The 21,524-nt window shown below is 66.0% G+C and carries 19 protein-coding genes; 12 read left to right on the top strand and 7 right to left on the bottom strand.

The genetic code is table 11. From position 1 onward, the window contains the following. Positions 1-281 precede the first annotated feature (281 nt). From RT697_RS17940 to RT697_RS17965, 6 genes are all read left to right on the top strand, one after another. Positions 282-779 carry a MarR family winged helix-turn-helix transcriptional regulator gene (locus RT697_RS17940; protein ID WP_313700709.1) on the top strand — a complete coding sequence of 166 codons (498 nt, stop codon included), beginning with the start codon at positions 282-284 and terminating at the stop codon, positions 777-779. A gap of 187 nt (positions 780-966) precedes the next feature. After that, positions 967-2,538 carry an ABC transporter substrate-binding protein gene (locus RT697_RS17945; RefSeq protein WP_313700711.1) on the top strand — a complete coding sequence of 524 codons (1,572 nt, stop codon included), beginning with the start codon at positions 967-969 and terminating at the stop codon, positions 2,536-2,538. 58 nt (positions 2,539-2,596) lie between these two features. Continuing rightward, entirely contained in the window at positions 2,597-3,586 is a 990-nt protein-coding gene (locus RT697_RS17950) for an ABC transporter permease (protein ID WP_008158681.1), read from the top strand. Continuing rightward, positions 3,586-4,500 carry an ABC transporter permease gene (locus RT697_RS17955; RefSeq protein WP_056568895.1) on the top strand — a complete coding sequence of 305 codons (915 nt, stop codon included), beginning with the start codon at positions 3,586-3,588 and terminating at the stop codon, positions 4,498-4,500. The genes RT697_RS17950 and RT697_RS17955 overlap by 1 nt, the downstream gene beginning before the upstream one ends. 7 nt (positions 4,501-4,507) lie before the next feature. Then, complete coding sequence (locus tag RT697_RS17960; protein WP_056568892.1) at positions 4,508-5,494, top strand: ABC transporter ATP-binding protein; 987 nt, start codon at positions 4,508-4,510, stop codon at positions 5,492-5,494. After that, positions 5,491-6,486, top strand: a complete 996-nt coding sequence (locus RT697_RS17965; RefSeq protein WP_313700714.1) for a dipeptide ABC transporter ATP-binding protein — start codon at positions 5,491-5,493, stop codon at positions 6,484-6,486. Before RT697_RS17960 ends, RT697_RS17965 begins: the two co-directional genes overlap by 4 nt. Before the next feature lie 49 nt (positions 6,487-6,535). Here the strand turns inward: RT697_RS17965 and RT697_RS17970 are convergent, their stop codons facing one another. Beyond that, positions 6,536-7,057, bottom strand: a complete 522-nt coding sequence (locus tag RT697_RS17970) for a hypothetical protein (RefSeq protein ID WP_313700716.1) — start codon at positions 7,055-7,057, stop codon at positions 6,536-6,538. A 221-nt stretch (positions 7,058-7,278) separates the two neighbouring features. Here RT697_RS17970 and RT697_RS17975 point away from each other — a divergent pair, with 221 nt between their 5' ends. From RT697_RS17975 to RT697_RS17990, 4 genes are all read left to right on the top strand, one after another. After that, the gene (locus tag RT697_RS17975) at positions 7,279-8,199 is read left to right on the top strand and encodes a DMT family transporter (RefSeq protein ID WP_313700718.1); all 921 of its coding nucleotides are present in this window, start codon (positions 7,279-7,281) and stop codon (positions 8,197-8,199) included. A gap of 115 nt (positions 8,200-8,314) precedes the next feature. After that, positions 8,315-9,988, top strand: coding sequence for an energy-dependent translational throttle protein EttA (gene ettA, locus RT697_RS17980; protein WP_313700720.1), 1,674 nt, complete (start codon positions 8,315-8,317; stop codon positions 9,986-9,988). Between the two features lie 336 nt (positions 9,989-10,324). After that, the gene (locus RT697_RS17985) at positions 10,325-10,858 is read left to right on the top strand and encodes an isochorismatase family protein (protein ID WP_313700722.1); all 534 of its coding nucleotides are present in this window, start codon (positions 10,325-10,327) and stop codon (positions 10,856-10,858) included. 190 nt (positions 10,859-11,048) lie between these two features. Next, positions 11,049-11,273, top strand: a complete 225-nt coding sequence (locus RT697_RS17990) for a glycine zipper 2TM domain-containing protein (RefSeq protein WP_056321146.1) — start codon at positions 11,049-11,051, stop codon at positions 11,271-11,273. A 93-nt stretch (positions 11,274-11,366) separates the two neighbouring features. Here the strand turns inward: RT697_RS17990 and minE are convergent, their stop codons facing one another. The 4 genes from minE to RT697_RS18010 form a co-directional block, all read right to left on the bottom strand. Continuing rightward, positions 11,367-11,624: a cell division topological specificity factor MinE gene (minE, locus tag RT697_RS17995; RefSeq protein WP_006217654.1), complete on the bottom strand. Its 258-nt coding sequence runs from the start codon at positions 11,622-11,624 to the stop codon at positions 11,367-11,369. Positions 11,625-11,627: 3 nt separating this feature from the next. Beyond that, complete coding sequence (gene minD, locus RT697_RS18000; RefSeq protein WP_312434937.1) at positions 11,628-12,443, bottom strand: septum site-determining protein MinD; 816 nt, start codon at positions 12,441-12,443, stop codon at positions 11,628-11,630. A 142-nt stretch (positions 12,444-12,585) separates the two neighbouring features. Continuing rightward, positions 12,586-13,530, bottom strand: a complete 945-nt coding sequence (minC, locus tag RT697_RS18005; RefSeq protein ID WP_313700724.1) for a septum site-determining protein MinC — start codon at positions 13,528-13,530, stop codon at positions 12,586-12,588. Positions 13,531-13,690: 160 nt separating this feature from the next. Beyond that, entirely contained in the window at positions 13,691-15,457 is a 1,767-nt protein-coding gene (locus RT697_RS18010; RefSeq protein ID WP_313700726.1) for a glutamine--tRNA ligase/YqeY domain fusion protein, read from the bottom strand. 136 nt (positions 15,458-15,593) lie between these two features. On the opposite strand from RT697_RS18010, the gene RT697_RS18015 reads away from it, so the two are divergent. Further along, on the top strand, positions 15,594-16,937 hold the full coding sequence (locus tag RT697_RS18015; RefSeq protein WP_313700728.1) for a cytochrome ubiquinol oxidase subunit I: 1,344 nt from the start codon (positions 15,594-15,596) through the stop codon (positions 16,935-16,937). Next, on the top strand, positions 16,934-17,989 hold the full coding sequence (locus RT697_RS18020) for a cytochrome d ubiquinol oxidase subunit II (RefSeq protein WP_313700729.1): 1,056 nt from the start codon (positions 16,934-16,936) through the stop codon (positions 17,987-17,989). Before RT697_RS18015 ends, RT697_RS18020 begins: the two co-directional genes overlap by 4 nt. Positions 17,990-18,052: 63 nt before the next feature. Here the strand turns inward: RT697_RS18020 and recQ are convergent, their stop codons facing one another. Continuing rightward, positions 18,053-19,882, bottom strand: a complete 1,830-nt coding sequence (gene recQ / locus RT697_RS18025) for a DNA helicase RecQ (protein ID WP_313700731.1) — start codon at positions 19,880-19,882, stop codon at positions 18,053-18,055. A 92-nt stretch (positions 19,883-19,974) separates the two neighbouring features. After that, positions 19,975-21,312 (bottom strand): fimbrial protein, encoded by a 1,338-nt coding sequence (locus RT697_RS18030; RefSeq protein WP_313700733.1) that lies wholly within the window; start codon positions 21,310-21,312, stop codon positions 19,975-19,977. Between the last annotated feature and the right edge of the window lie 212 nt (positions 21,313-21,524).

Below are 21,524 nucleotides of genomic sequence, written 5' to 3' on the forward strand. Positions count from 1 at the left end.
ACTTTAGGAGTCAACGTTTTAGCTGTCAATAAAAAAGATGAAATTTCATGGAAATTAAAAAATATCACGCAAAAACAAGGGTGTATATACTGGTTGTTCTCTAGGTTTTTGACAGATTGAGGGCGCTGCAATGGTGCAAAAACGGGTTGCGATTTGGGGTATACCCTGTGCTGCGCAACAGCATTGCGGTACATCATGGCGCACCGCTGCGCCGTCGTGGTGCAATGCGCTTTTCGGCAACGGGGCGGGCCTTCGAAATGGGTGCGTGGGAGCAAACCAACATGCAGGCAGATAAGCCACGCGGCATGCGCGCCGCCGCAACGGGCCCGCGGTTCGTCGACGGCTACCTGGCCTATCTGCTCGCGCAGGCCAGCCAGCGCATCTCGGCGGAGTTCCATCAACAGGTCAAAGCCGCCGGTTTGTCGGTCACCGAATGGCGCGTGCTCGCCAGCTTGCAGGGCAGCGCAGGCGAAACCATCGGCAGCCTGGCCGTGCTGGCCATCACCAAACAGCCCACCCTCAGCAAGGTCGTGCAGCGCATGGAAGCCGACGGCCTGGTGGCCCGCACCGGCGTGCGCGCGGACCGCCGCCAGACGCGGGTCTGCATCACGGCCAAGGGCTCCAACCTCATCGGCGGCCTGTGCGATCAGGCCTTGCAGCACCAGAAGGCGGTGCTGGCCCCCTTCGGCGAAGAAAAGGCCGCGCTGCTGATCGACATGCTGGACGTGCTGATGACCGAGCACGTGCCGTTGGAACTGCCCATCGACCCGGACGAGTAGGTCCATCTGTTGCAAGCGCGCACTCGAACATCGTTCGGTCCGACTATTTCGTTACATACTTATGCGTCCCCGATTGTCGTTTCACAGTGAAAACAATCGCCGGTACGCGCAAACCCTGAATTGACGCGGGTCTCGCGGGTAGGCACACTCGCGCCGGTATTCAGACTACTGTCAGGAGTTGACACTTATGCGCCGCACTTTGATTGCTATCGCGATCGCCGCCGCCGTGGCAGTGCCCTCGATCGGGCAAGCCAAGACCTTCCGCTGGGCCGCCCAGGGCGACATCCTCACTTTCGATCCGCACTCGCAGAACGAAGGCATGACGATCGCCGCCAACAGCTACATCTACGAGCCCCTGGTCGACTACGACAAGTCTTTCAAGGTGTCGCCGCGCCTGGCCACCGAATGGGAACAGGTGTCGCCCACCCTGTACCGCTTCAAGCTGCGCCCCAACGTCAAGTTCCATGACGGCGCCGCGTTCACGGCTGACGACGTGGTGTTCTCGATCCACCGCGCCATGGCGCCCACGTCGAACTACAAGGCCTACACCACCGGCATCAAGGAAGCGCGCAAGATCGACGACCTGACGGTCGAGATCGAAACCTCGGCGCCCAACCCCGTGCTGCTGCGCCAGCTGACCAACGTGTTCATCATGAACAAGGCCTGGTCCGAAAAGAACAACATCCCCAAGCCCCAGGACTTCGTCAACAAAGAAGAAACCTACGGCGCTCGCAACACCAACGGCACGGGCCCCTACAAGCTCAAGAGCCGCGAAGTCGACGTGCGCACGGTCTTCGAGGAAAACAAGGACTGGTGGAACAAGGCCGGCAAGGTCGGCAACGTGACCGAAGTCATCTTCACGCCGATCAAGCAGAACGCCACGCGCACCGCCGCGCTGCTGTCGGGCGAAATCGACTTCGTGCTGGACCCGGCCGCACAGGATCTGGACCGCCTGCGCCAGCAGCAGAAGGTCGTCGAAGGCAACGAATACCGCACCATCTACCTGGGCCTGGACCAGAAGCGTCCCGAGCTGCAGTACTCCAACATCAAGGGCAAGAACCCCTTCCAGGACGTCCGCGTGCGCGAAGCGCTGTACCGCGCCATCGACGTGGACGCCATCAAGCGCGCCGTGATGCGCGGCCTGTCGGCGCCCACCGGCACGATGATCGCCCCGCAGGTCCATGGCTGGGCTGAATCGGTGCACAAGCGTGTGCCGTACGATCCCGAAAAGGCCCGCGCCCTGCTGAAGGAAGCCGGCTACGACGGCACGCTGAACTTCACGCTGGATTGCCCGAACAACCGCTACATCAACGACGAAGCCATCTGTCAGGCCGTCGTCGGCATGTGGGCCAAGGTCGGCGTCAAGGCCACCATGAACGCCATGCCGCGCTCCACGTACTTCCCGAAGGTGCAGTCGTTCGACACCAGCGCCTACCTGTTCGGCTGGGGCGTGCCCACGTTCGACGCCATGTACACGCTGCAGAACCTGATCCGCACCAAGGGTGAAGGCGCGGACGGCATGTACAACCTGGGCAACTACAGCAACAAGGAACTCGACGTCATCATCGATCGGATCAAGACCGAGACCGATGCGAAGAAGCGCGACGCCGACATCATCACCGTGCTGGAAGGGCACGCCAAGGACTTCGGGCACATTCCGCTGCATGACCAGGTCATCCCCTGGGCCATGCGCAAGAACGTCACGGTCATCCACCGTGCCGACAACCGCCTCGTTGCCGATTGGGTCAAGGTTGACTGATCCAGGCTAACCAGACGGCGGGACCTACCCGGTTCCGCCGTCTTGCTTTTTTCCGCCTATGTTCGCTTTCATACTGCGTCGCCTGTTGCAGGCCGTAGCGGTGATGCTCACCGTCGCGCTACTGGCCTTTGTGCTTTTCCAATACGTCGGCGACCCCGTCACCATCATGCTGGGGCAGGACGCCACCGATGCCGAGCGCATCGAACTGCGTGAACGCCTGGGCCTGAACGAGCCCGCCATCGTTCAATTCGGCCACTTCGTGGCCAACGCCGTGCAGGGCAATTTCGGCATCTCCCTGCGCCAGAGCGAACCCGTTTCCACCCTGCTGAAGTCCCGCCTGCCCGCCACGCTGGAGCTGTCCATGGTGGCCGCCTTGCTGGCGCTCGTCGTGGGCGTGCCGCTGGGCGTGTACACGGCGCTCAAGCGCAACAGCCTGGTCTCGCAGATGCTGCTGGCCGGGTCGCTGCTGGGCGTGTCGCTGCCGACCTTCCTGATCGGCATCCTGCTGATCCTGGTGTTCTCGGTGCAACTGGGCTGGCTGCCCAGCTACGGGCGCGGCGATACCGTCAGCCTGGGCTGGTGGACGTCGGGCCTGTTCACCGCCACGGGCTGGAAGCACCTCATCCTGCCGTCCATCACGCTGTCGCTCTTCCAGATGACGCTGGTGCTGCGGCTGGTGCGCTCCGAAATGCTGGAGGTCCTGCGCTCGGACTACATCAAGTTCGCGCGCGCCCGGGGCCTGAAGCGCCGCGCCATCCACTTCGGCCACGCGCTCAAGAACACGATGGTGCCCGTCATCACCATCACCGGCCTGCAGCTGGGCGGCATCATCGCCTTCGCCATCGTGACCGAGACCGTGTTCCAGTGGCCGGGCATGGGCCTGCTCTTCATCCAGGCGGTCCAATTCGCCGACGTGCCGGTGATGGCCGCGTACCTTTGCCTGATCGCACTGGTGTTCGTGGTGATCAACCTGATCGTCGATCTTCTGTATTTCGTCGTGGACCCGCGGCTGCGTTCCGGGCTGACTCGCGGCGGGGGGGCTCACTGATGCGCGCCGTACTCAAACGCTGGTGGGACAGCGACATTGCCTGGGCCTGGCGCCGGGCGCCCGTGGCCATCGTGGCCACCTTGCTGCTCGCGGCCCTGTTGATCGGTTCCTTCGGGGCCGGCTGGGTCGCGCCGCACAATCCGTTCGACCTGACCAAGGTGGAACTGCTGGACGCGCTGTTGCCGCCGGCCTGGGAACCCAACGGACAGGCCACGTACCTGCTGGGCACCGACAGTCAGGGCCGCGATCTGTATTCGGCCATCCTGTACGGCACGCGCGTGTCGCTGCTGATCGGTCTGGCCTCGGTGCTGCTGTCGATGGTGATCGGCATCGTGCTCGGGCTGGTGTCGGGCTATGCCGGCGGCCGCGTCGACGCGTTCATCATGCGTGTCGCCGACGTGCAGCTCTCGTTCCCCGCCATCCTGATCGCGCTCCTGATCGACGGCGTGGCCCGTGCAGCGGTGCCGCGCGAGATGCACGAGATCATCGCCTTTCCGGTGCTGATCGGCGCCATCGCGCTGGCCGGCTGGCCGCAGTACGCCCGCACGGTGCGCGGCTCGACGCTGGTGGAAAAGAACCGTGAATACGTGCAGGCCGCCCGCGTGATCGGCGTGGCCTCGCCCGTCATCATGTTCCGCCACGTGCTGCCCAACGTGCTGGGTCCGGTGCTGGTGCTGGCCACGGTGCATCTGGCCACCGCCATCATCACCGAGGCGACGCTGTCGTTCCTGGGGGTAGGGGTGCCGCCGACCGCGCCGTCGCTGGGCACGCTGATCCGGATCGGCAACGATTTCCTGTTTTCCGGAGAGTGGTGGATCACCATTTTCCCGGGCGCGGCGCTGGTGCTGCTTGTGCTGTCGGTCAACCTGCTGGGTGACTGGCTGCGCGATGCGCTCAATCCGCGACTGAACTGAGGTAACCATGAGCGCATTACTCGAAGTCCGCAACCTGCGCGTGGAGTTTCCCACGCGCCGCGGCACGCTACGCGCCCTGGACGACGTGTCCTTTTCCATCCAGGCTGGCGAAGTCCTGGGCGTGGTGGGCGAATCCGGCGCCGGCAAATCGCTGACCGGCGCCTCCATCATCGGCCTGCTCGAACCGCCGGGCCGCATCGCGGCCGGCGAGATCCTGCTGGCCGGCCGCCGCATCGACAACCTGCCCGACGAGCAGATGCGCCGCGTGCGCGGCCGCGAGATCGGCGCGGTGTTCCAGGATCCGCTGACGTCGCTGAACCCGCTGTACACGGTGGGCCGGCAATTGGCCGAAACCATCGTCACCCATCTGGACATGACGTGGTCGCAGGCGCGCAACCGCGCGGTCGAGCTGCTGGCGTCCACCGGCATTCCCGCCGCGCGCGAGCGCATCGACCACTATCCGCACCAGTTCTCCGGCGGCATGCGCCAGCGCGTGGTGATCGCGCTGGCCCTGGCCGCGGAGCCCAAGCTGGTGGTGGCCGACGAGCCCACGACCGCGCTGGACGTGTCGATCCAGGCGCAGATCATCGAACTGCTCAAGCGCCTGTGCCGCGAGAACGGCACGGCCGTCATGCTGATCACGCACGACATGGGCGTGATCGCCGAGACTGCCGACCGCGTGGCGGTGATGTACGCCGGCCGCGTGGCCGAGATCGGGCCGGTGGCCGACGTGATCCACAAGCCGCGCCATCCGTATACGTCGGGGCTGATGGGGTCGATTCCCACACTGGAAGGCCATACCGAACGGCTGGTGCAGATCGACGGCAGCATGCCGCGCCTGAACGCCATTCCGCCGGGCTGTGCGTTCAATCCCCGCTGCGGCCAGCGCCTGCCGCGCTGCGCGCACGATCGCCCCGAGCTGATGCCCGCCGGCACGTCGCGCGCGGCCTGTTGGCTGCATGACAAAGGCAATACGTTGGAGGTGGCCGCATGAGCACGCCCTTGGTTCAAGTAAAGGACGCGGCGCGCTGGTTCGACGTGTCGCCGCCCTGGCTGGAGCGCGCGCTGGCGCGCAAGCCCAAAGTGATGCTGCGCGCGGTGGACGGCGTGTCGTTCGACATCGCCCGAGGCGAAACGCTCGCGCTGGTGGGTGAATCGGGCTGTGGCAAGTCCACGGTCGCGCGCATGCTGGTCGGGCTGTATGGCCTGACGCGCGGCGACATCCGCTTCGACGGCCAGCCGCTGTCGCGCATGTCCGAACCCGGCGGGCGCGCCTTGCGCAAGCGCCTGCAGATGATCTTCCAGGATCCCTATGCCAGCCTGAATCCGCGCTGGCGCGTGGGCCGCATCATCGCCGAGCCGATGCTGACGCACACGCAGATGTCGCCCGCGGACCGCGTGGCGCGCGTGGGCGAATTGCTGCGGCAGGTGGGTCTGGATCCCGCGGACCAGAGCCGCTATCCGCACCAGTTCTCGGGCGGGCAGCGCCAGCGCATCTCGATCGCGCGCGCGCTGGCGGTCAATCCGGAATTCCTGGTGTGCGACGAGCCCACCTCGGCGCTGGACGTGTCCGTGCAGGCGCAGGTGCTGAACCTGATGAAGGACTTGCAGCGCAAGCTGGGGCTGACCTATCTGTTCATCTCGCACAACCTGGCCGTCGTGCACCACGTGGCTGATCGCGTGGGGGTGATGTACCTGGGCCGCATGGTGGAAGTGGCGCCGCGCGACGAACTCTTCGCACGGCCGCGGCATCCCTACACGCGCATGCTGCTCGAGGCCATTCCGGACATCAACGGCGCGGGCAAGCCGCGCACGGCGGTGGCGGGCGAGGTGCCCAATCCCTTGAATCCGCCGTCCGGCTGCACCTTCCATCCGCGCTGCCCGCACGCCAACGACCGGTGCAAGGCCGAGGCGCCGGTGGCGATGCTGGCGGGGGTGTCGATCGTGGCCTGCCACGCGGTAGAAGAAGGCCGGATCACGGTGTGATCCTGCAAACGCCGTGGACCGGGCGCCTGCCCGGACCGCGGCGCGCCGCTCAGTGGCGGTGGTTGTGGTTGTGGACGTCGTCGTACGGCGTGTCGTCGTCTTCGTCGTCCGCGCCGTCTTCCTCTTCCTCTTCCTCGTCGGGGTCCGGCTGCGGTTCCTCGGTCAGGGCAAAGGGAAGCACATCTTCCAGGTTGTCGGACCAGGCGGACTCTTCGCCATCGTGGTCCAGCTTGATGAAGCGCTCGCCGTCGTTCAGCGAGATCTGGATGGCCCACAGGTACAGACAGTCGTAGGTGTCGTCATCGGACTGCGGCAGGCCGCCGCGGTTGCCCAGCAGGCGCGCGCCCGGCCCGCCCATCTGCACGTGCGTCTGTTCCTCGTCCGTTTCGGCCTTCTCGTCCATCGGGACACCGTAGGTCACCCATTCGGTGCCTTCGTCGCCCAGCACCACTTCCGCCAGCACGGGCTTGCCGAGATAGGCGCTGAGTGCGTCCGCGGTCTTGGCCAGCATGTCCAGTTCGGGTGCGCTGAAATGGGTCAAGGAAGCGGGAGGAGTGGCAGAGGCGGACATGAAGGTTCCTGGGCGCGATGAAGCCGCGACGGCACGGCAGATACGTCAGGCGCTATTGTCGCGCGAACGGCGCTGCGGTGCATCGGGCGCTTGGATTACGAAGAAACGCGGGCGGTATCCGGATGGCGTGCCGGGGCGCCGACATATAAGTGACGTATACAGCAGGTCGGACCAAGCCTACACTGGCCTGCTTTTCGTATTTCTGCCTTCCCGTTTCAACCATGCGCTCCGACGCCCCGCAGCTTCCCCTCCGTTTTTTCCTGTTTCCCCTCCTGGCGGCCCTGATCTGGTCGGTCAACATGATCGTCACCAAGATGGCGGCGGGCGTGATCGCACCCGCCGCCATCGGCTTTTACCGCTGGGCGCTGGCGGGCATCGTGCTGACCCCGTTCGCGCTGCCCGGCGTCTGGGCGCAACGCCGCCAGGTGCTGGCGCACCTGCCGAAGTTCGCCGTGCTGGGCGGGCTGGGCATGGCGTTGTACCAAGGGCTGGCGTACGTGGCGGCCGCGTCCACCACCGCCACCAACATGGGTTTCATCACCGCGATGATCCCGCTCATGACCATCGCCGTCATGGCGGTGATCATGCGCGAGCGTCCCTCGGTCATGGCGGTCCTGGGCAGCCTGGTGTCGCTGGCCGGACTGGCGCTGCTGATCGGCGAGGGCGATCCGGCCCGGCTGCTGTCCGTGGGCGCCAACCACGGCGACGTGCTGATGGGGCTGGGCGCGCTGGCCTATGCGCTGTATGGCGTGCTGCTGCGGCGCTGGGCGCTGCCTGTGGGGCCGTGGCAGTCGCTGTACGTGCAGGTCGCGTTCGGCATCCTGTTCCAGCTTCCCGCCTTCCTGATGGCCGCGCCGTCGCCGCTCAATGCCGCCAACGTGCCGCTGGTGCTCTATGCGGCGGTGTTTCCGTCGCTGTTCGCGCCGTATCTGTGGATGCAGGGCGTGCGCCACCTGGGCCCCAACCGCGCCAGCATCTTCCTGAACGTCATGCCGGTGTTCACCGTGGCCATCGCGGCGCTGTTCCTCGATGAAAAGCCGCATCTGTTTCACATCGCGGGCGGTGCGCTGGCGCTGGCCGGCGTAATGTTGGCGCAGATGCGCACGCCGGGCATCCCGGGCCGCGCCGCGAAGGGAAACTGACGGCCGGCGCGGGTCTGGATCCAGGCGAGATGGGGCCGGATCACCGCTGCCGCACGCCGGTCAGGGTTCCGGCCTACAATCAACGGTTTCTCAGCTATATCTCACCTACGAGCCCATGGCCCAATACGTCTACACCATGAACCGCGTCGGCAAGATCGTGCCGCCCAAGCGGCAGATCCTGCGCGATATCTCCCTTTCGTTTTTTCCTGGCGCCAAGATCGGCGTGCTGGGCCTGAACGGCTCGGGCAAGTCGACGCTGCTGAAGATCATGGCGGGCGTCGACCGCGAGATCGAAGGCGAAGCCGTGCCCATGCCGGGCCTGAACATCGGCTACCTGCCGCAGGAACCGCAGCTCAACCCCGAGCACACGGTCCGCCAGGCGGTCGAAGAAGGCCTGGGCGCCGTCGTCACCGCCAAGAAGCGCCTGGACGAGGTCTACGCCGCCTACGCCGAACCCGATGCCGACTTCGACGCGCTGGCCGCTGAACAGGCCGAGCTCGAAGCCATCATCGCCGCCGCCGCCTCCAGCGGCGCGGACGACATCGAACACCAGATGGAAATCGCCGCCGACGCGCTGCGCCTTCCGCCCTGGGATGCCACCGTCGGAAACCTGTCCGGTGGTGAAAAGCGCCGCGTGGCCCTGTGCCGCCTGCTGCTGTCCAAGCCCGACATGCTGCTGCTCGACGAACCCACCAACCACTTGGACGCCGAAAGCGTGGAGTGGCTGGAGCAGTTCCTGCACAAGTTCCCCGGCACCGTCGTCGGCGTGACCCACGATCGCTACTTCCTGGACAACGCGGCCGAATGGATCCTGGAACTGGACCGCGGCTACGGCATTCCCTGGAAGGGCAACTACAGCTCGTGGCTGGAACAGAAGGAAGACCGCCTCAAGCAGGAAGAGTCCTCCGAATCGGCGCGCCAGAAGACCATCAAGAAGGAACTGGAGTGGGTGCGCCAGAACCCGAAGGGCCGCCAGGCCAAGGCCAAGGCGCGTATGGCGCGTTTCGAGGAACTGTCCTCGTACGAATACCAGAAGCGCAACGAAACCCAGGAAATCTTCATTCCGGTGGGCGAGCGCCTGGGCAACGAGGTCATCGAATTCAACAACGTCAGCAAGGCCTACGGCGACCGCCTGCTGATCGACAACCTCAGCTTCAAGGTGCCGCCGGGCGCCATCGTCGGCATCATCGGCGCCAACGGCGCCGGTAAGTCCACGCTGTTCCGCATGATCGCCGGCCGCGAGCAGCCGGATTCCGGCGAAGTCAAGATCGGCCAGACCGTGAAGCTGGCCTTCGTCGACCAGTCGCGCGACGCGCTGGAAGACAAGAAGACGGTGTTCGACGCCGTGTCCGATGGCGCCGACATCCTGACCGTCGGCAAGTTCGAGATGTCGTCGCGCGCCTACCTGGGCCGCTTCAACTTCAAGGGCGGCGACCAGAACAAGGTCGTGGGCCAGCTCTCCGGCGGCGAACGCGGCCGCCTGCACATGGCCAAGACGCTGATCGCCGGCGGCAACGTCCTGCTGCTTGACGAACCGTCCAACGACCTCGACGTCGAAACGCTGCGCGCGCTGGAAGACGGTCTGCTCGAGTTCCCCGGCAGCATCATGGTCATCAGCCACGATCGCTGGTTCCTGGACCGTATCGCCACGCACATCATGGCCTTCGAAGGCGATTCGCAGGTTGTGTTCTTTGACGGCAACTATCAGGAATACGAAGCCGACAAGAAGCGCCGCCTGGGCGAAGAGGGCGCCAAGCCCAAGCGCCTGCGCTACAAGGCGTTGAAGTAAAAGCCAATTCCTATGGTGTCTGACACCCAGGTGGCACAGCCGTCAATCAGCGGCGCCGCCGCAAGGGTGTCAGACACCAGCCGAGTCAGGAACCCACCGCCAAGAATCCCGGCCGAGCGCCGGGATTTTTTTGGCGTCAATGATCCTCTGAGGTGTCTGACACCCTCTCTGAGGTGTCTGACACCCTGGTGAGATTCGCGTCATACCAAGAGCGTCTCCCAAGGGTGTCAGACACCGGCCCAGGCAGCGCGACCAAGGGTGTCAGACACCGGCCCAGGGAGACATCACCGCCCTACGGCGTTATGCTGACCCCTTGCCCCCAAGGAATCCCTCACCATGCTGCTGTCCGCCTCCGATTCCACCCTGCTGATCGTCGACATGCAGGGGCGCCTGATGCCTGTCATCCACGAAGGCGACGCCGTGCTCAACGCCGCGCACAAGCTGGCGCAGGCCGCGCGGCTGCTGGACGTACCCGTCGTGGCCACCGAGCATCACAGCAAGATGCTGGGCGTGACCGTGGACCCATTGCGCGAACTGGTGCAGGCCACGTTCCAGAAGATGCACTTTTCGTCAGCCCGCGAACCGGGTTTCGACGGCTGGCTGCCGGCCTCTCGCAAGACGGTGCTCGTGGCGGGCTGCGAGGCGCATATCTGCGTGCTGCAAACGGTGATCGGTCTGGTGGACCGGGGCTACAAGACGGTGCTCGTCGCGGATGCGGCCGGATCGCGCAAGCCGTCGGACCATCATGCCGCCCTGCGCCGCGCGCGCGCCCATGGCGCGGAGATCGTCACGACAGAGATGGCGATTTTCGAGTGGATGGAGACTTGCGAGCACCCGCGATTCCGCGACGTGTTACGTCTGGTCAAATAGCGGGCGGACCCTGCAACATCGTCCCTAGAGGAGTGCAAAAATTCGCTCTCCCTTTGACACAATTCCTGGGTAAACCTAACACCGTGTCCCCGGATATTTTGCGATCCTGAAAGCTCTAAACCCACAAAGGTCCGCGCGCTCGCGTTTTGAATCATCGGTGCGGCCCGGGTACAAGAACAGGAGCTACATCATGAAAATCGCATCGCTTTCCAAAATCTGTGCCGCTGTTGCCTTGGCCGCCACCATGGCGGGTTGTTCATCGTGGGATGGCATGAGCCATCGCCAGAAGAGCACCGTAGGGGGCGCCGCGCTCGGCGGCGTCGCGGGTGCGGTAATCACCAACGGCGGCGTGCTCGGCACGGTCGGCGGCGCGGCGATCGGCGGTGTGATCGGCGACCAGGTCGGCAAGCGCTAAGCGCCTGGTCTCGCCTCAAGACAAACGCCCGGCAATGCCGGGCGTTTTTTTATGCGCAACGCGCGCCGGCAAGGCCGGCGCACAGCGGAGACGTCAAGTCTCGTTCTGCGGCATTTCGATCTTCACTTCCAACACCTCCAGCGTGTCCTGGCGTTCCAGGTGCACCTTGATGTCTTCGGGGTTGATCTTCACGTACTTGGAGATGACCGCGATCAGTTCCTGCTGAAGCTGCGGCAGGTAATCGGGCGAATCCCCGCGGCCACGCTCGTGGGCAAGGATGATCTGCAACCGTTCTTTGGCGACGGATGCTGAGGTCTTCTTTTGACCAAGCAGAAACGACAGGAAGGACATCGCTTACTTGCCTCCGAACAGGCGTTTCAGGAAACCCGGCTTTTCGTAATCGGTAAAGCGCAGGGCCTTGTCTTCGCCAAGGTAACGGCTGACGACGTCCTTGTAGGCTTCCGAGACGTCGGTCTCTTTCAGGTGGATGGCCGGCAGGCCCTGGTTCGACGCCTGCAGCACGGCTTCGGATTCGGGAATCACGCCGATGAGCTTGATGCGCAGGATGTCTTCGATGTCGGTCAGCGACAGCATTTCGCCGTCGGACACGCGCTTCGGGTTGTAGCGGGTCAGCAGCAGGTATTCCTTCACCGGCTCGTCACCCTCGACCGCGCGCTTGGACTTTGCGGCCAGGATGCCCAGGATGCGGTCCGAGTCACGCACCGACGAGACTTCCGGGTTGGTGACCACAAGCGCGTCGTCGGCAAAGTAGGCGGCCATCAGCGCGCCGGTTTCGATGCCGGCGGGGGAATCGCAGACGATGTAGTCGAAACCCATTTCCTTCAGGTCATTGATGACCTTTTCCACGCCTTCCTGCGTCAGCGCATCCTTGTCGCGCGTTTGCGAGGCGGGCAGGATGAAAAGGTTTTCAAGCTGCTTGTCCTTGATGAGCGCTTGCTTGAGGGTCGCTTCGCCCTGGATCACATTGACGAAGTCATACACCACGCGACGCTCGCAACCCATGATGAGGTCGAGGTTGCGCAGGCCGACGTCGAAGTCGATGACAGCGGTCTTGTGGCCCCGCATCGCGAGGCCCGCGGAAAAACTGGCGCTCGTCGTGGTCTTGCCCACGCCGCCTTTGCCGGAAGTCACCACAACAATGCGTGTCATGACGATCAAACCCTTATGTTCGAATAAATCGCGTTATCGTAAAGCAAAAAGCCCGTGTAAGGCTTCTTACAGGATGTGTTGAGATTTGAGCGGGCCGCGGCCGCGCCGCCGTCTCGCAGGATGCCGCGCACCGGGCGCGGCATCAGGCCTTCAGCGCTTCGATGCGCAGCGTGTCGCCATCCAGGCGGACCAGCGCGGGCTGGTTCTGCAGCGTGCCATCGAGCTTGTCTTCGACCACGCGGTAGACGCCCGCCACGGCCAGCAATTCCGCATCCAGATGCGTCGTGAAGATGCGCGCCGACGTGTCGCCGCGCGCGCCGGCCATGGCCTTGCCGCGCAGCGGACCGTACACGTGCACGTTGCCGTCGGCGATGACTTCCGCGCCCTGGCTGACCATGCCGATCACCACCAGATCGGTATGCCGCGCGTAGACGCGCTGGCCCGAGCGCAGCGGCCGCGTGACCACCAGCGCCGACGACGAGTGCGGGGCCGCGGCCGTCGGACTGGACGCGGACGTGGTGCTGCTGGCCGCGCGGGCGGGCAGGGGATCGGCGTCTGGCGCGGGCTTTTCGTCCTGCGCGTCGGTCTTGGCATCGGCCACGTCAGCGGCCGCCGTCTTGTCTTGCGCCGCGGAATCGGCGGCAGGCGTCTGCGCGTCAGATGCCGACGTGTCGGTAGGCGCGGGCGCGATCTCGACCGCGGCTGCCGGCACCGACGGCACGGGCGTCGCGACATCGTTCGGCGGCGCCGTGTCCACCACGGGGGCGGGCCGCGCGGCGGGCGTGGACAGCTCGACCGGGGTCAGGCCGGCTTCGCGCGCGGCCTGCAGGTTGGCGCCTTCGGCCACCACGCCGATCGGGGGCAGGTTGTGGCCGCGCAGCGACGCCACCAGCGCCGTCCAATCGATCGTTTCCTCGACCCGGCTGGCGTCGATGACGACGGGTTCGTTTTCAAAGAAGCTGCCGGCATCCGCCATGCGCTTGGCCAGCGCTGCGTTCAGGCGTTCGGGATCGGCGCTATGCAAAACCACCCGGATGGCATACAGGGTGGCGCTCTTGAAGTCCAGGGCTAGGGATTCAGTGTTCATCTTGATTGTGGCTGGCGGTCCGGGCGGCGGAAAACGGCGCGCGCAACCGGCTGCGGGATGTCGGGGATGATAACCCGCCCAAGGCGGCCTGCGCCGGACGCGGGGCGAAAGAAAAAGGCGCCACAAGGCGCCTTTTCCGGGTATTGCGCACGCGGGCGCGTCAGCCTTGCGCCCACGAATCGCGCAGGGTCACGATGCGGTTCAGCACCGGCGCGTCGGGCGTCGAGTCCTTCAGGTCGGCCGTGAAGTAGCCCAGACGCTCGAACTGCCAGGTCGCGCCCGGCGTGGCCACGGTGCCCGGTTCCAGCCAGGCAGTGACGGTCTGCTTGGAGTTGGGATTCAGGCAGGCCAGGAAGTCCTTGTCGCCGCCGTCAGGACGCGGATCCGCGAACAGGCGGTCGTACAGGTGGATCTGGGCGGGCACCGCGTGAGCCGCGCTGACCCAGGTGATGTTGCCCTTGACCTTGACGCTGTCGGCGCCCGGCGTGCCGCTCTTGGTGTCGGGCAGGTATTCGGCCTGCACTTCGACGACCTCGCCGGCCTCGTTCTTGGTGAAGCCGGTGCAGCGCACGACGTAGCCGTACTTCAGGCGCACCGTGTTGCCGGGGAACAGGCGGAAATACTTCTTGGGCGCTTCCTCGCGGAAGTCGTCGCGTTCGATCCACAGCTCGCGCGACAGCGGGAATTCGCGCACGCCGGCTTCGGGGTCGTGCGGGTTGCGCGGCGCGGTGCAGGTCTCGGTCTGGCCTTCCGGGTAGTTGGTGATGACCAGCTTGATCGGGTCCAGCACGGCGACCGAACGCGCGGCGATGGGGTCCAGGTCGTCGCGCACGGCCTGCTCGAGCAGGCTGTAGTCGATGCGCGAATCGGACTTGGAGACGGCGGTGCGGTCGCAGAACAGGCGGATCGACGCGGGCGTATAGCCGCGGCGGCGCAGGCCGAAGATGGTGGGCATGCGCGGATCGTCCCAGCCGTCCACGTGGCCTTCCTTGACCAACTGCAGCAGCTTGCGCTTGCTGGTGACGACGTAGCTCAGGTTCAGGCGGGCGAATTCGTACTGGTGCGGCAGCGGCTGGGCCAGCTTGCCCAGTTCGGCCAGGCGCGTCAGGATCCAGTCGTAGAACGGGCGCTGGTCTTCGAATTCCAGCGTGCAGACGCTGTGCGTGATGCCTTCCAGCGCGTCTTCCACCGGGTGCGCCCAGCTGTACATCGGGTAGATGCACCACTGGTCGCCGGTGCGATGGTGCGTGGCGTGGCGGACGCGATACATGACCGGGTCGCGCAGGTTGATGTTGGGCGACGCCATGTTGATCTTGGCGCGCAGCACCAGGCTGCCGTCGGGATGCTTGCCGTCGCGCATTTCGCGCAGCAGCGCGATGGACTCGGCGGCCGGGCGGTTGCGCCAGGGCGAATCAGTGCCGGGCTCGGTCAGCGTGCCGCGATTGGCGCGGATTTCTTCCGCGCTCTGTTCGTCGACGTAGGCGTGGCCGGCTTCGACCAGGGCTTCGGCGAACTCATACATATAGCCGAAGTAGTCGCTGGCGAAGTACAGGTTCTCGCGGCCGTCGGCCTTCCAGTCAAAGCCCAGCCAGTGGACGGCCTCGATGATGGCGTCGACGTACTCCTGGTCTTCTTTCTCGGGGTTGGTGTCGTCGAAACGCAGGTGACAGACGCCGCCGAAGTCGCGCGCCAGGCCGAAGTTCACGCAGATGCTCTTGGCGTGGCCGATGTGCAGGTAGCCGTTGGGCTCCGGCGGAAAGCGCGTGCGGATGCGGGCCGGGTCCGCGTCTCCCTGCTGCTGCAAGGCGGCCGGGCCGGGCTTGCCCGCCCAGCGCTTGCCCTGGAAGCGGTTGGCTTCGAGGTCGTCTTGAACGATGTTTAGCAGGAAGTTTGATGCGGCGGGGGTCGGCGTCGTGGCGGAGGTCATTCTTGAAAGAATAGGAAAAAGCAGCGACAAAGCGTCAATTTTGCCACGTTCCGCAGCGCGGCCATTTTTGCCACGCCGGCAACCGGTTTCAATCGGCCCCCGCAGTCATGTAACTGGCTCTACACTACGGGCCATTATGGATATCTCGACTCTATCCCTGGCCCGGGCGCAGTTCGTGGCCAGCCTTAGCTTCCTGGCGCTTTTTCTCGCCGTTTCCCTGGCCCTGGCCTGGGTGCTGCTGTTCTTCAAGATCCGGGCCCGCTGGTCCAGCCATGGCGGCTGGACAGCGGCCTATCGCTTCTGGGTCCGCATCTTTGCGCTGTCATTCGTGCTGACGCTGGCCGCCAGCGTGCCCGTCCTGATCCAGATCGGCAGCCTGTGGGCGGGCCTGATGGACAAGATCGGCAACGTGGCCGGCCCGCTGCTGGGCTACGGCATCCTGTCCGTCTTCATCCTCAAATCCTGTTTCCTGGGCGTCATGCTGTTCGGCCAACGCCGCGTGTCCGATGGCGCGCACACGCTGGCCGTCATGATGGTGGCGGTGGGGCAGCTTGTCGCCGTGTTCTGGGTCCTGGCCCTGCAGGCGTGGATGCAGACGCCGGATGGCGCGCTGCTGGTCGACGGCCGCTACCAGGTCTATGACTGGAACAAGGTTGTGCTCAATCCCTCGGTCGGCTGGCGCATGGCCGTGGTGATGGTGGGCGCGGCGCTGGCCGCTTCGTTCCTGATGATGGGCGTGACCGCGCTGCAGGCGTTGCGGCGGCCGCTGGGCGAGGGCGAGCGCAGCGCGTTCAAGACCGCGCTGGTGGTGGCCGTGGTGGCCGCGTTCCTGCAGGTGCCCGTGGCGACCGGCGCGGGTCAGCTGATGGCGAAGCTGCAACCGGCCAAGGCCGCCGCCGCGGCGGGCTTCTGGCAAAGCGGCCCCGTGCCGCAACTGGTGCTGTTCGGCTGGCCCGACGCGCGCGCGCACGTCAACGAGGGCGACCTCACGATCAACAACGCCGGCGGCATGTGGCTGCATCGCAATGCGGACGGCACCTACCAGGGCCTGGACAAGTATTCGGGCATGCTGCCGCCGGTGGCGCTGACCTTCTGGTCGCTGCGCGTGGCCGTCGGGCTGGGACTGCTGATGCTGGCCGTGGCGTGCGTGACGTTCCTGTGGACGTTCCGGCGCGGCATGGACCCGTCGGCCTTGCCGACGTGGTGGCAGCGGGTGCTGTGCGGCATGATGTTCTCCGGCGGCATTGCTGTGGTCGCGGGATGGTGGGTCTCCATCATCGGACTGCAACCCTTCGTCGTGAACGGCACCGTCACGCAATCCGAGGTTCTGGGCTCCGTGCCCTCCAGCACCGTGCTGTACGGGCTGGCCGGCTACGGACTGCTCTACGCGCTGCTGCTGGCCGCGTTCGCCGGCATGCTGTTCCATGCGGCGCGCTACGGCGTCGTGCCTGTGCGCAAGCTGATCGGAGGTGCGCCATGATCGCCATGCTGGCTGCTTCGCAAGGCCTGAGCCCCGACGATCCTTCGTTCTGGATGCCGCTCGCCTTCATGGCGCTGCTGTTTGTCGTGATTGCCGCAGGCATGGTCCTGGACGGCTTCGACCTCGGCGTGGGCATCCTGCTGCAGATCGCCCCGGAGCACGAGCGCGGCCGCATGATGAGCCTGCTCAGCCCGTGGCGCGACGCCAATGAATTCTGGCTGCTGCTCGGCATGGGACTATTCGCGGCGGCGTTCCCGTTCGCCTGGGGCGCCGTGCTGGGCAAGCTCTACGGGCCGCTGACGTTCATGGTGCTGGGCGTGGTGCTGCGCAGCGTCGCCTTCGAATTCCGCATCCGCGCCCGCAACGAAATGAAGCCGCGCTGGATCTTCGCGTTCTGGATCGGCTCCCTCATCACCGCGTTCGGCCAGGGTACGTTGCTGGGCCGCATCGCCACGGGCTATCAGTCCGACGCGGGGTACGGCTGGTTCGCGATGTTCGTGGGCCTGTGCGCCGTGGCCGCCTACGTGCTGCTGGGCGCGTCGTGGCTGGTCATGCGCGTGGACGGCGACCTGCAGCGCCGCGCAGCCAACTGGGCGCGCCACGCCATCCGCTGGACGGCCGTGGGCATGGTGTCGATCGCGGTCACGCTGGGCCTGGCCAACGCGGGCATCTTCTATAAGTGGAGCAACATTGCTCACCTCAGCCTCGCGGCGTCGGTGTGGGTGCTGATGCTGGCCGGCTTCGTCGCCGCCGAAATGCTGCTGGCGCGGCTGCCGGGCCGCGCGGACCGCTTCAGCTGGTTGCCCTTCGTGCTGACGGTGGCGCTGTTCCTGCTGATGCTGAGCGGACTGGCCTACAGCCTGTTCCCGTACCTGATCCTGGACGACATGACGCTGTGGGACGGCGCGGGCGCGCTGGGTTCGATGCGGCTCGTGATGGCGGGCGCCGTCGTGGGAATTCCGGTGGTGCTGGTGTTCAACATCCTGGCGTACCGGTCGGTCTTCGGCAAGGAGCGCCGCCCCGTGCCGCTGCTGCCGCCGCCGTCGTATTGATCGATTCGAGGCCGGGCGGAAGGCCGGACAGGCGTTCCGTCCGGCCCCGGTGCCGCCCGGGCGCTACAGCACGGGCCGCGCCACCCGTTGCAGGATTTCTTCGCCGTAGGCTTCCAGCTTGCGGGCCCCCACGCCGTTGATGTGGCTCAGGTCGTCCATGGACTCGGGCTGCGCCAGCGCGATCTCGCGCAGTGTGGCGTCGTGGAAGATCACGTAGGCCGGCACGCCGTGGCTCTTGGCGACTTCGCCGCGCCAGGCGCGCAGCGCCTCGAATACCGGCTGCAGTTCGGCCGGCAGGTCGACCGCCGCCGCCTTGGGCCGTCCGCTGCCCGTCTTGCCGGACCGCGGTTTCTTTTCGGATTCGCGCCGCAGCATGAGCTGGTGCTCGCCCTTTAGCACCGCGCGGCTGCCTTCGGTCAGGGCCAGCGTGCCGAAGCCTTCGTTGTCCACGGTCAGCAGGCCCTGCGCCAAGAGCTGGCGCAGCACGCCGCGCCAAGCGGTGTCGGAGAGGTCGGCGCCCACGCCGAACACGCTGAGCGATTCGTGGCCATGCTGCTTGGTGCGGTCGGTGACCTTGCCGCGCAGGATATCGATGATGTGGCCGGCGCCGTAGCGCTGGCCGCGTTCCTTCCAGAGGCGGTACACGGCCGACAGCACCTTTTGCGCTGCCACGGTGCCGTCCCACGCCTGCGGCGGGTCCAGGCAGACGTCGCAATTGCCGCACGCGGTGATCTGCTGGCCGAAGTACGCCAGCAGCCGCACGCGCCGGCATTCCACCGTTTCGCACAGGCCCAGCATGGCGTCGAGCTGCTGGCCCAGACGCCGGCGATAGGATTCGTCGCCCGGGGATTCGTCGATCATGCGGCGCTGCTGCACCACGTCCTGCAAACCGTAGGCCAGCCAGGCCGTGGCGGGCAGGCCATCGCGGCCGGCGCGGCCGGTTTCCTGGTAGTAGCCCTCGACCGACTTGGGCAGGTCGATGTGCGCCACGAAGCGCACGTCGGGCTTGTCGATCCCCATGCCGAACGCAATGGTGGCGACCATGACCACGCCGTCCTCGCGTAGGAACCGCGACTGGTTGGCCGCCCGGATCTGGGCGCTGAGGCCCGCGTGATACGGCATCGCATCGATGCCCTGATTGCAGAGGAATTCGGCCGTCTCTTCGACCCGGGCGCGCGACAGGCAGTACACCACGCCGGATTCGCCTTCATGCTCGGTGCGGATCATGTCCAGCAACTGCTTGCGCACCTCGTTCTTTTCGACGATGCGGTAGCGGATGTTGGGGCGGTCGAAGCTGGAGACGAAATGGCGCGCCTCGTCCAGCGACAGTCGCTGCGCGATTTCGGTGCGGGTGACGGCGGTGGCGGTGGCCGTGAGCGCGATGCGCGGCACGTCGGGCCAGCGCTCGTGCAGCATGGACAGGCCCAGGTATTCCGGCCGGAAGTCGTGACCCCATTGGGACACGCAGTGCGCTTCGTCGATGGCGAACAGCGCGATGCGGCCGCGCTCGAGCAATTGCAGGCAGCGGTCGGTCAGCAGGCGTTCGGGCGCGACGTAAAGCAGGTCGAGCTCGCCGTTCAGGAAGGCCTGTTCAACCTCGCGGGCTACCCGCCACTCCTGCGTGGAATTCAGGAACGCCGCGCGCACACCCAGTTCGGTCAGCGCGTCGACCTGATCCTGCATCAGCGCGATCAGGGGCGATACGACGATGCCGGTGCCTTCGCGCACCAGCGAGGGGATCTGGTAACAGAGCGACTTGCCGCCGCCCGTGGGCATGAGGACGAGCGCGTCGCCGCCGCCGATCACCTGTTCGACAATGGCTTGCTGGTCGCCGCGGAAGGATTCGTAACCGAAAACGCGCTGCAACACGCCGAGGGCGCGCGCGTCAGACATGGGGATAGGCCGGAAGCATCATGGCAGGGATTTTAAGCCCCAATTCCAGCCCGCCCGTTCCCGAGGGAGATTTTGGCCACGCTATCCGGCACTCACCAGCTGAGCCAGGTGCCGCGCATGAAGGTGTCCACGGGCATGCTCAGGTTGGCGCGCCAGCCGTAGTCGCCCGTCACGATGTCCCGGTCGGCGCCGACGGCCAGCTTGACCTTCGGGGCGACGAACATGCTATGGGACAGCCCCACGCGCTGCTCGGCCAGCACGGAGCCTTCGCGCAGCCCGGAATACGTGCCGCTCAGCGTGCCCCAGCCGGACAGCGGGAGGCCCGCCGACACGGTGTTGCGCGTCTGCGCGGTAGAGGCCACGCCGCCCGAATACGTGGACAGGTCGCCGTAGCCCGCGCCAATCTGCTCGTTGGTGTAGCCCAGGGTCACGGTGTCGGCCACGTCGATGCTGTAGCCGAAGCGGTAGCGGTAGCCGCTGGCCGCATCGAAGGTGCTTTGCGTGGCGCCGGCCCGGAAGGTGCCGAATTCGCCCGCGTTGTACGTGGTGCCCACGCCACGGGTGGTCAGCGACGGGGCGCTCTGCATCTGGCCCTCGACCGTCACCACGGGCGTCAGCCCGTAGCGCACGCTGCCGCTGCCCACGGACGCGCCATAGTCGACCGCGCCGGACTTGGCGGCCGGATCCATCAGGTTCAGCTTGCCCACCGATGACGAGTAGCCGAAGCTGCCCTCGGGCAACGTGGCGCCGCTGCCGCCCCAGTTCGCGATCTGCAGCCCGCCCACCGCCGCGCCGCTGCCCCACGCGGGCGCGTTGGGGTTGACGTTGCCCACGGTAAGGGACGGGCCGGCGGTGTTGCGGTAGACCCAGTTGCGGCTGCCGCCGTAGCGCAGGCCGTCCTGCCCGCTGACCGACGAGAACCAGGGCCGCGAGGGGCGGGAGACGCCGGAAATCACCACGACCGGCACGCGGGGCAGATCGCCGTCTTCCAGCGTGAAGGAATAATCTGGCGGAATGTCTTCCGCGGAACCGGCCGTTGCCAGCGGATCGCAGGACAGCGGAACCGTCGGCGCGTTGCCGGTCAGCCCCAGACCTGTGCCCGGAATGAATACATCGGCCGGGTCCTGACCGCCGTCTCGCACCGTGGTGTCCATGCCGGGTTCCGTCGCGTGCAGGTCGCACGGCGTCGGATCCAACGGCACGGCGCGGTCGTCCATCGACGGCGCGGGGCGCACGGGCAGGGATTGGACGGGGGACAGCACGCCGATGCCGCGCGCCACGCGCGTGACGTCGCCCGCCGGGGGCGGCGTCAAAGTAAAGGGGGACACGTCGGGCTCGTCACCGAAAGCGGGCGCCAGCGGCCAGGCCAGGCCCGCCGTCAGCGCCGCGTGCAACAGCCCTCTGCGCCAGGGGTTAGCTGTGGCGGCCATGGGGACAGTGTAGGGAGCACCCCGCCGTTCATCTGTAAACGATCTTTAGAAAAGTCCACGAAGGGCGGCAGGCGAAGCGCCATTCTAGGGCCACTTCGGGGGCGCGGGTACGCCCGTTGCAAAAAGCTCGACACATCAGTCGTACATCGTGCAACGGGTATATTTCAGATGATTTCTCGCCCCTTGCAGGCAACGGCCACGCGCCGCACTAT

This window comes from Achromobacter sp., from assembly GCF_032113835.1.
GTDB lineage: Bacteria > Pseudomonadota > Gammaproteobacteria > Burkholderiales > Burkholderiaceae_B > Achromobacter.

Coding starts and splice junctions, on each gene's coding strand:
- RT697_RS17940 (WP_313700709.1), top strand. CDS start 282: ATGCAGGCAGATAAGCCACGCGGCATGCGCGCCGCCGCAACGGGCCCG.
- RT697_RS17945 (WP_313700711.1), top strand. CDS start 967: ATGCGCCGCACTTTGATTGCTATCGCGATCGCCGCCGCCGTGGCAGTG.
- RT697_RS17950 (WP_008158681.1), top strand. CDS start 2,597: ATGTTCGCTTTCATACTGCGTCGCCTGTTGCAGGCCGTAGCGGTGATG.
- RT697_RS17955 (WP_056568895.1), top strand. CDS start 3,586: ATGCGCGCCGTACTCAAACGCTGGTGGGACAGCGACATTGCCTGGGCC.
- RT697_RS17960 (WP_056568892.1), top strand. CDS start 4,508: ATGAGCGCATTACTCGAAGTCCGCAACCTGCGCGTGGAGTTTCCCACG.
- RT697_RS17965 (WP_313700714.1), top strand. CDS start 5,491: ATGAGCACGCCCTTGGTTCAAGTAAAGGACGCGGCGCGCTGGTTCGAC.
- RT697_RS17970 (WP_313700716.1), bottom strand. CDS start 7,057: ATGTCCGCCTCTGCCACTCCTCCCGCTTCCTTGACCCATTTCAGCGCA.
- RT697_RS17975 (WP_313700718.1), top strand. CDS start 7,279: ATGCGCTCCGACGCCCCGCAGCTTCCCCTCCGTTTTTTCCTGTTTCCC.
- ettA (WP_313700720.1), top strand. CDS start 8,315: ATGGCCCAATACGTCTACACCATGAACCGCGTCGGCAAGATCGTGCCG.
- RT697_RS17985 (WP_313700722.1), top strand. CDS start 10,325: ATGCTGCTGTCCGCCTCCGATTCCACCCTGCTGATCGTCGACATGCAG.
- RT697_RS17990 (WP_056321146.1), top strand. CDS start 11,049: ATGAAAATCGCATCGCTTTCCAAAATCTGTGCCGCTGTTGCCTTGGCC.
- minE (WP_006217654.1), bottom strand. CDS start 11,624: ATGTCCTTCCTGTCGTTTCTGCTTGGTCAAAAGAAGACCTCAGCATCC.
- minD (WP_312434937.1), bottom strand. CDS start 12,443: ATGACACGCATTGTTGTGGTGACTTCCGGCAAAGGCGGCGTGGGCAAG.
- minC (WP_313700724.1), bottom strand. CDS start 13,530: ATGAACACTGAATCCCTAGCCCTGGACTTCAAGAGCGCCACCCTGTAT.
- RT697_RS18010 (WP_313700726.1), bottom strand. CDS start 15,457: ATGACCTCCGCCACGACGCCGACCCCCGCCGCATCAAACTTCCTGCTA.
- RT697_RS18015 (WP_313700728.1), top strand. CDS start 15,594: ATGGATATCTCGACTCTATCCCTGGCCCGGGCGCAGTTCGTGGCCAGC.
- RT697_RS18020 (WP_313700729.1), top strand. CDS start 16,934: ATGATCGCCATGCTGGCTGCTTCGCAAGGCCTGAGCCCCGACGATCCT.
- recQ (WP_313700731.1), bottom strand. CDS start 19,882: ATGTCTGACGCGCGCGCCCTCGGCGTGTTGCAGCGCGTTTTCGGTTAC.
- RT697_RS18030 (WP_313700733.1), bottom strand. CDS start 21,312: ATGGCCGCCACAGCTAACCCCTGGCGCAGAGGGCTGTTGCACGCGGCG.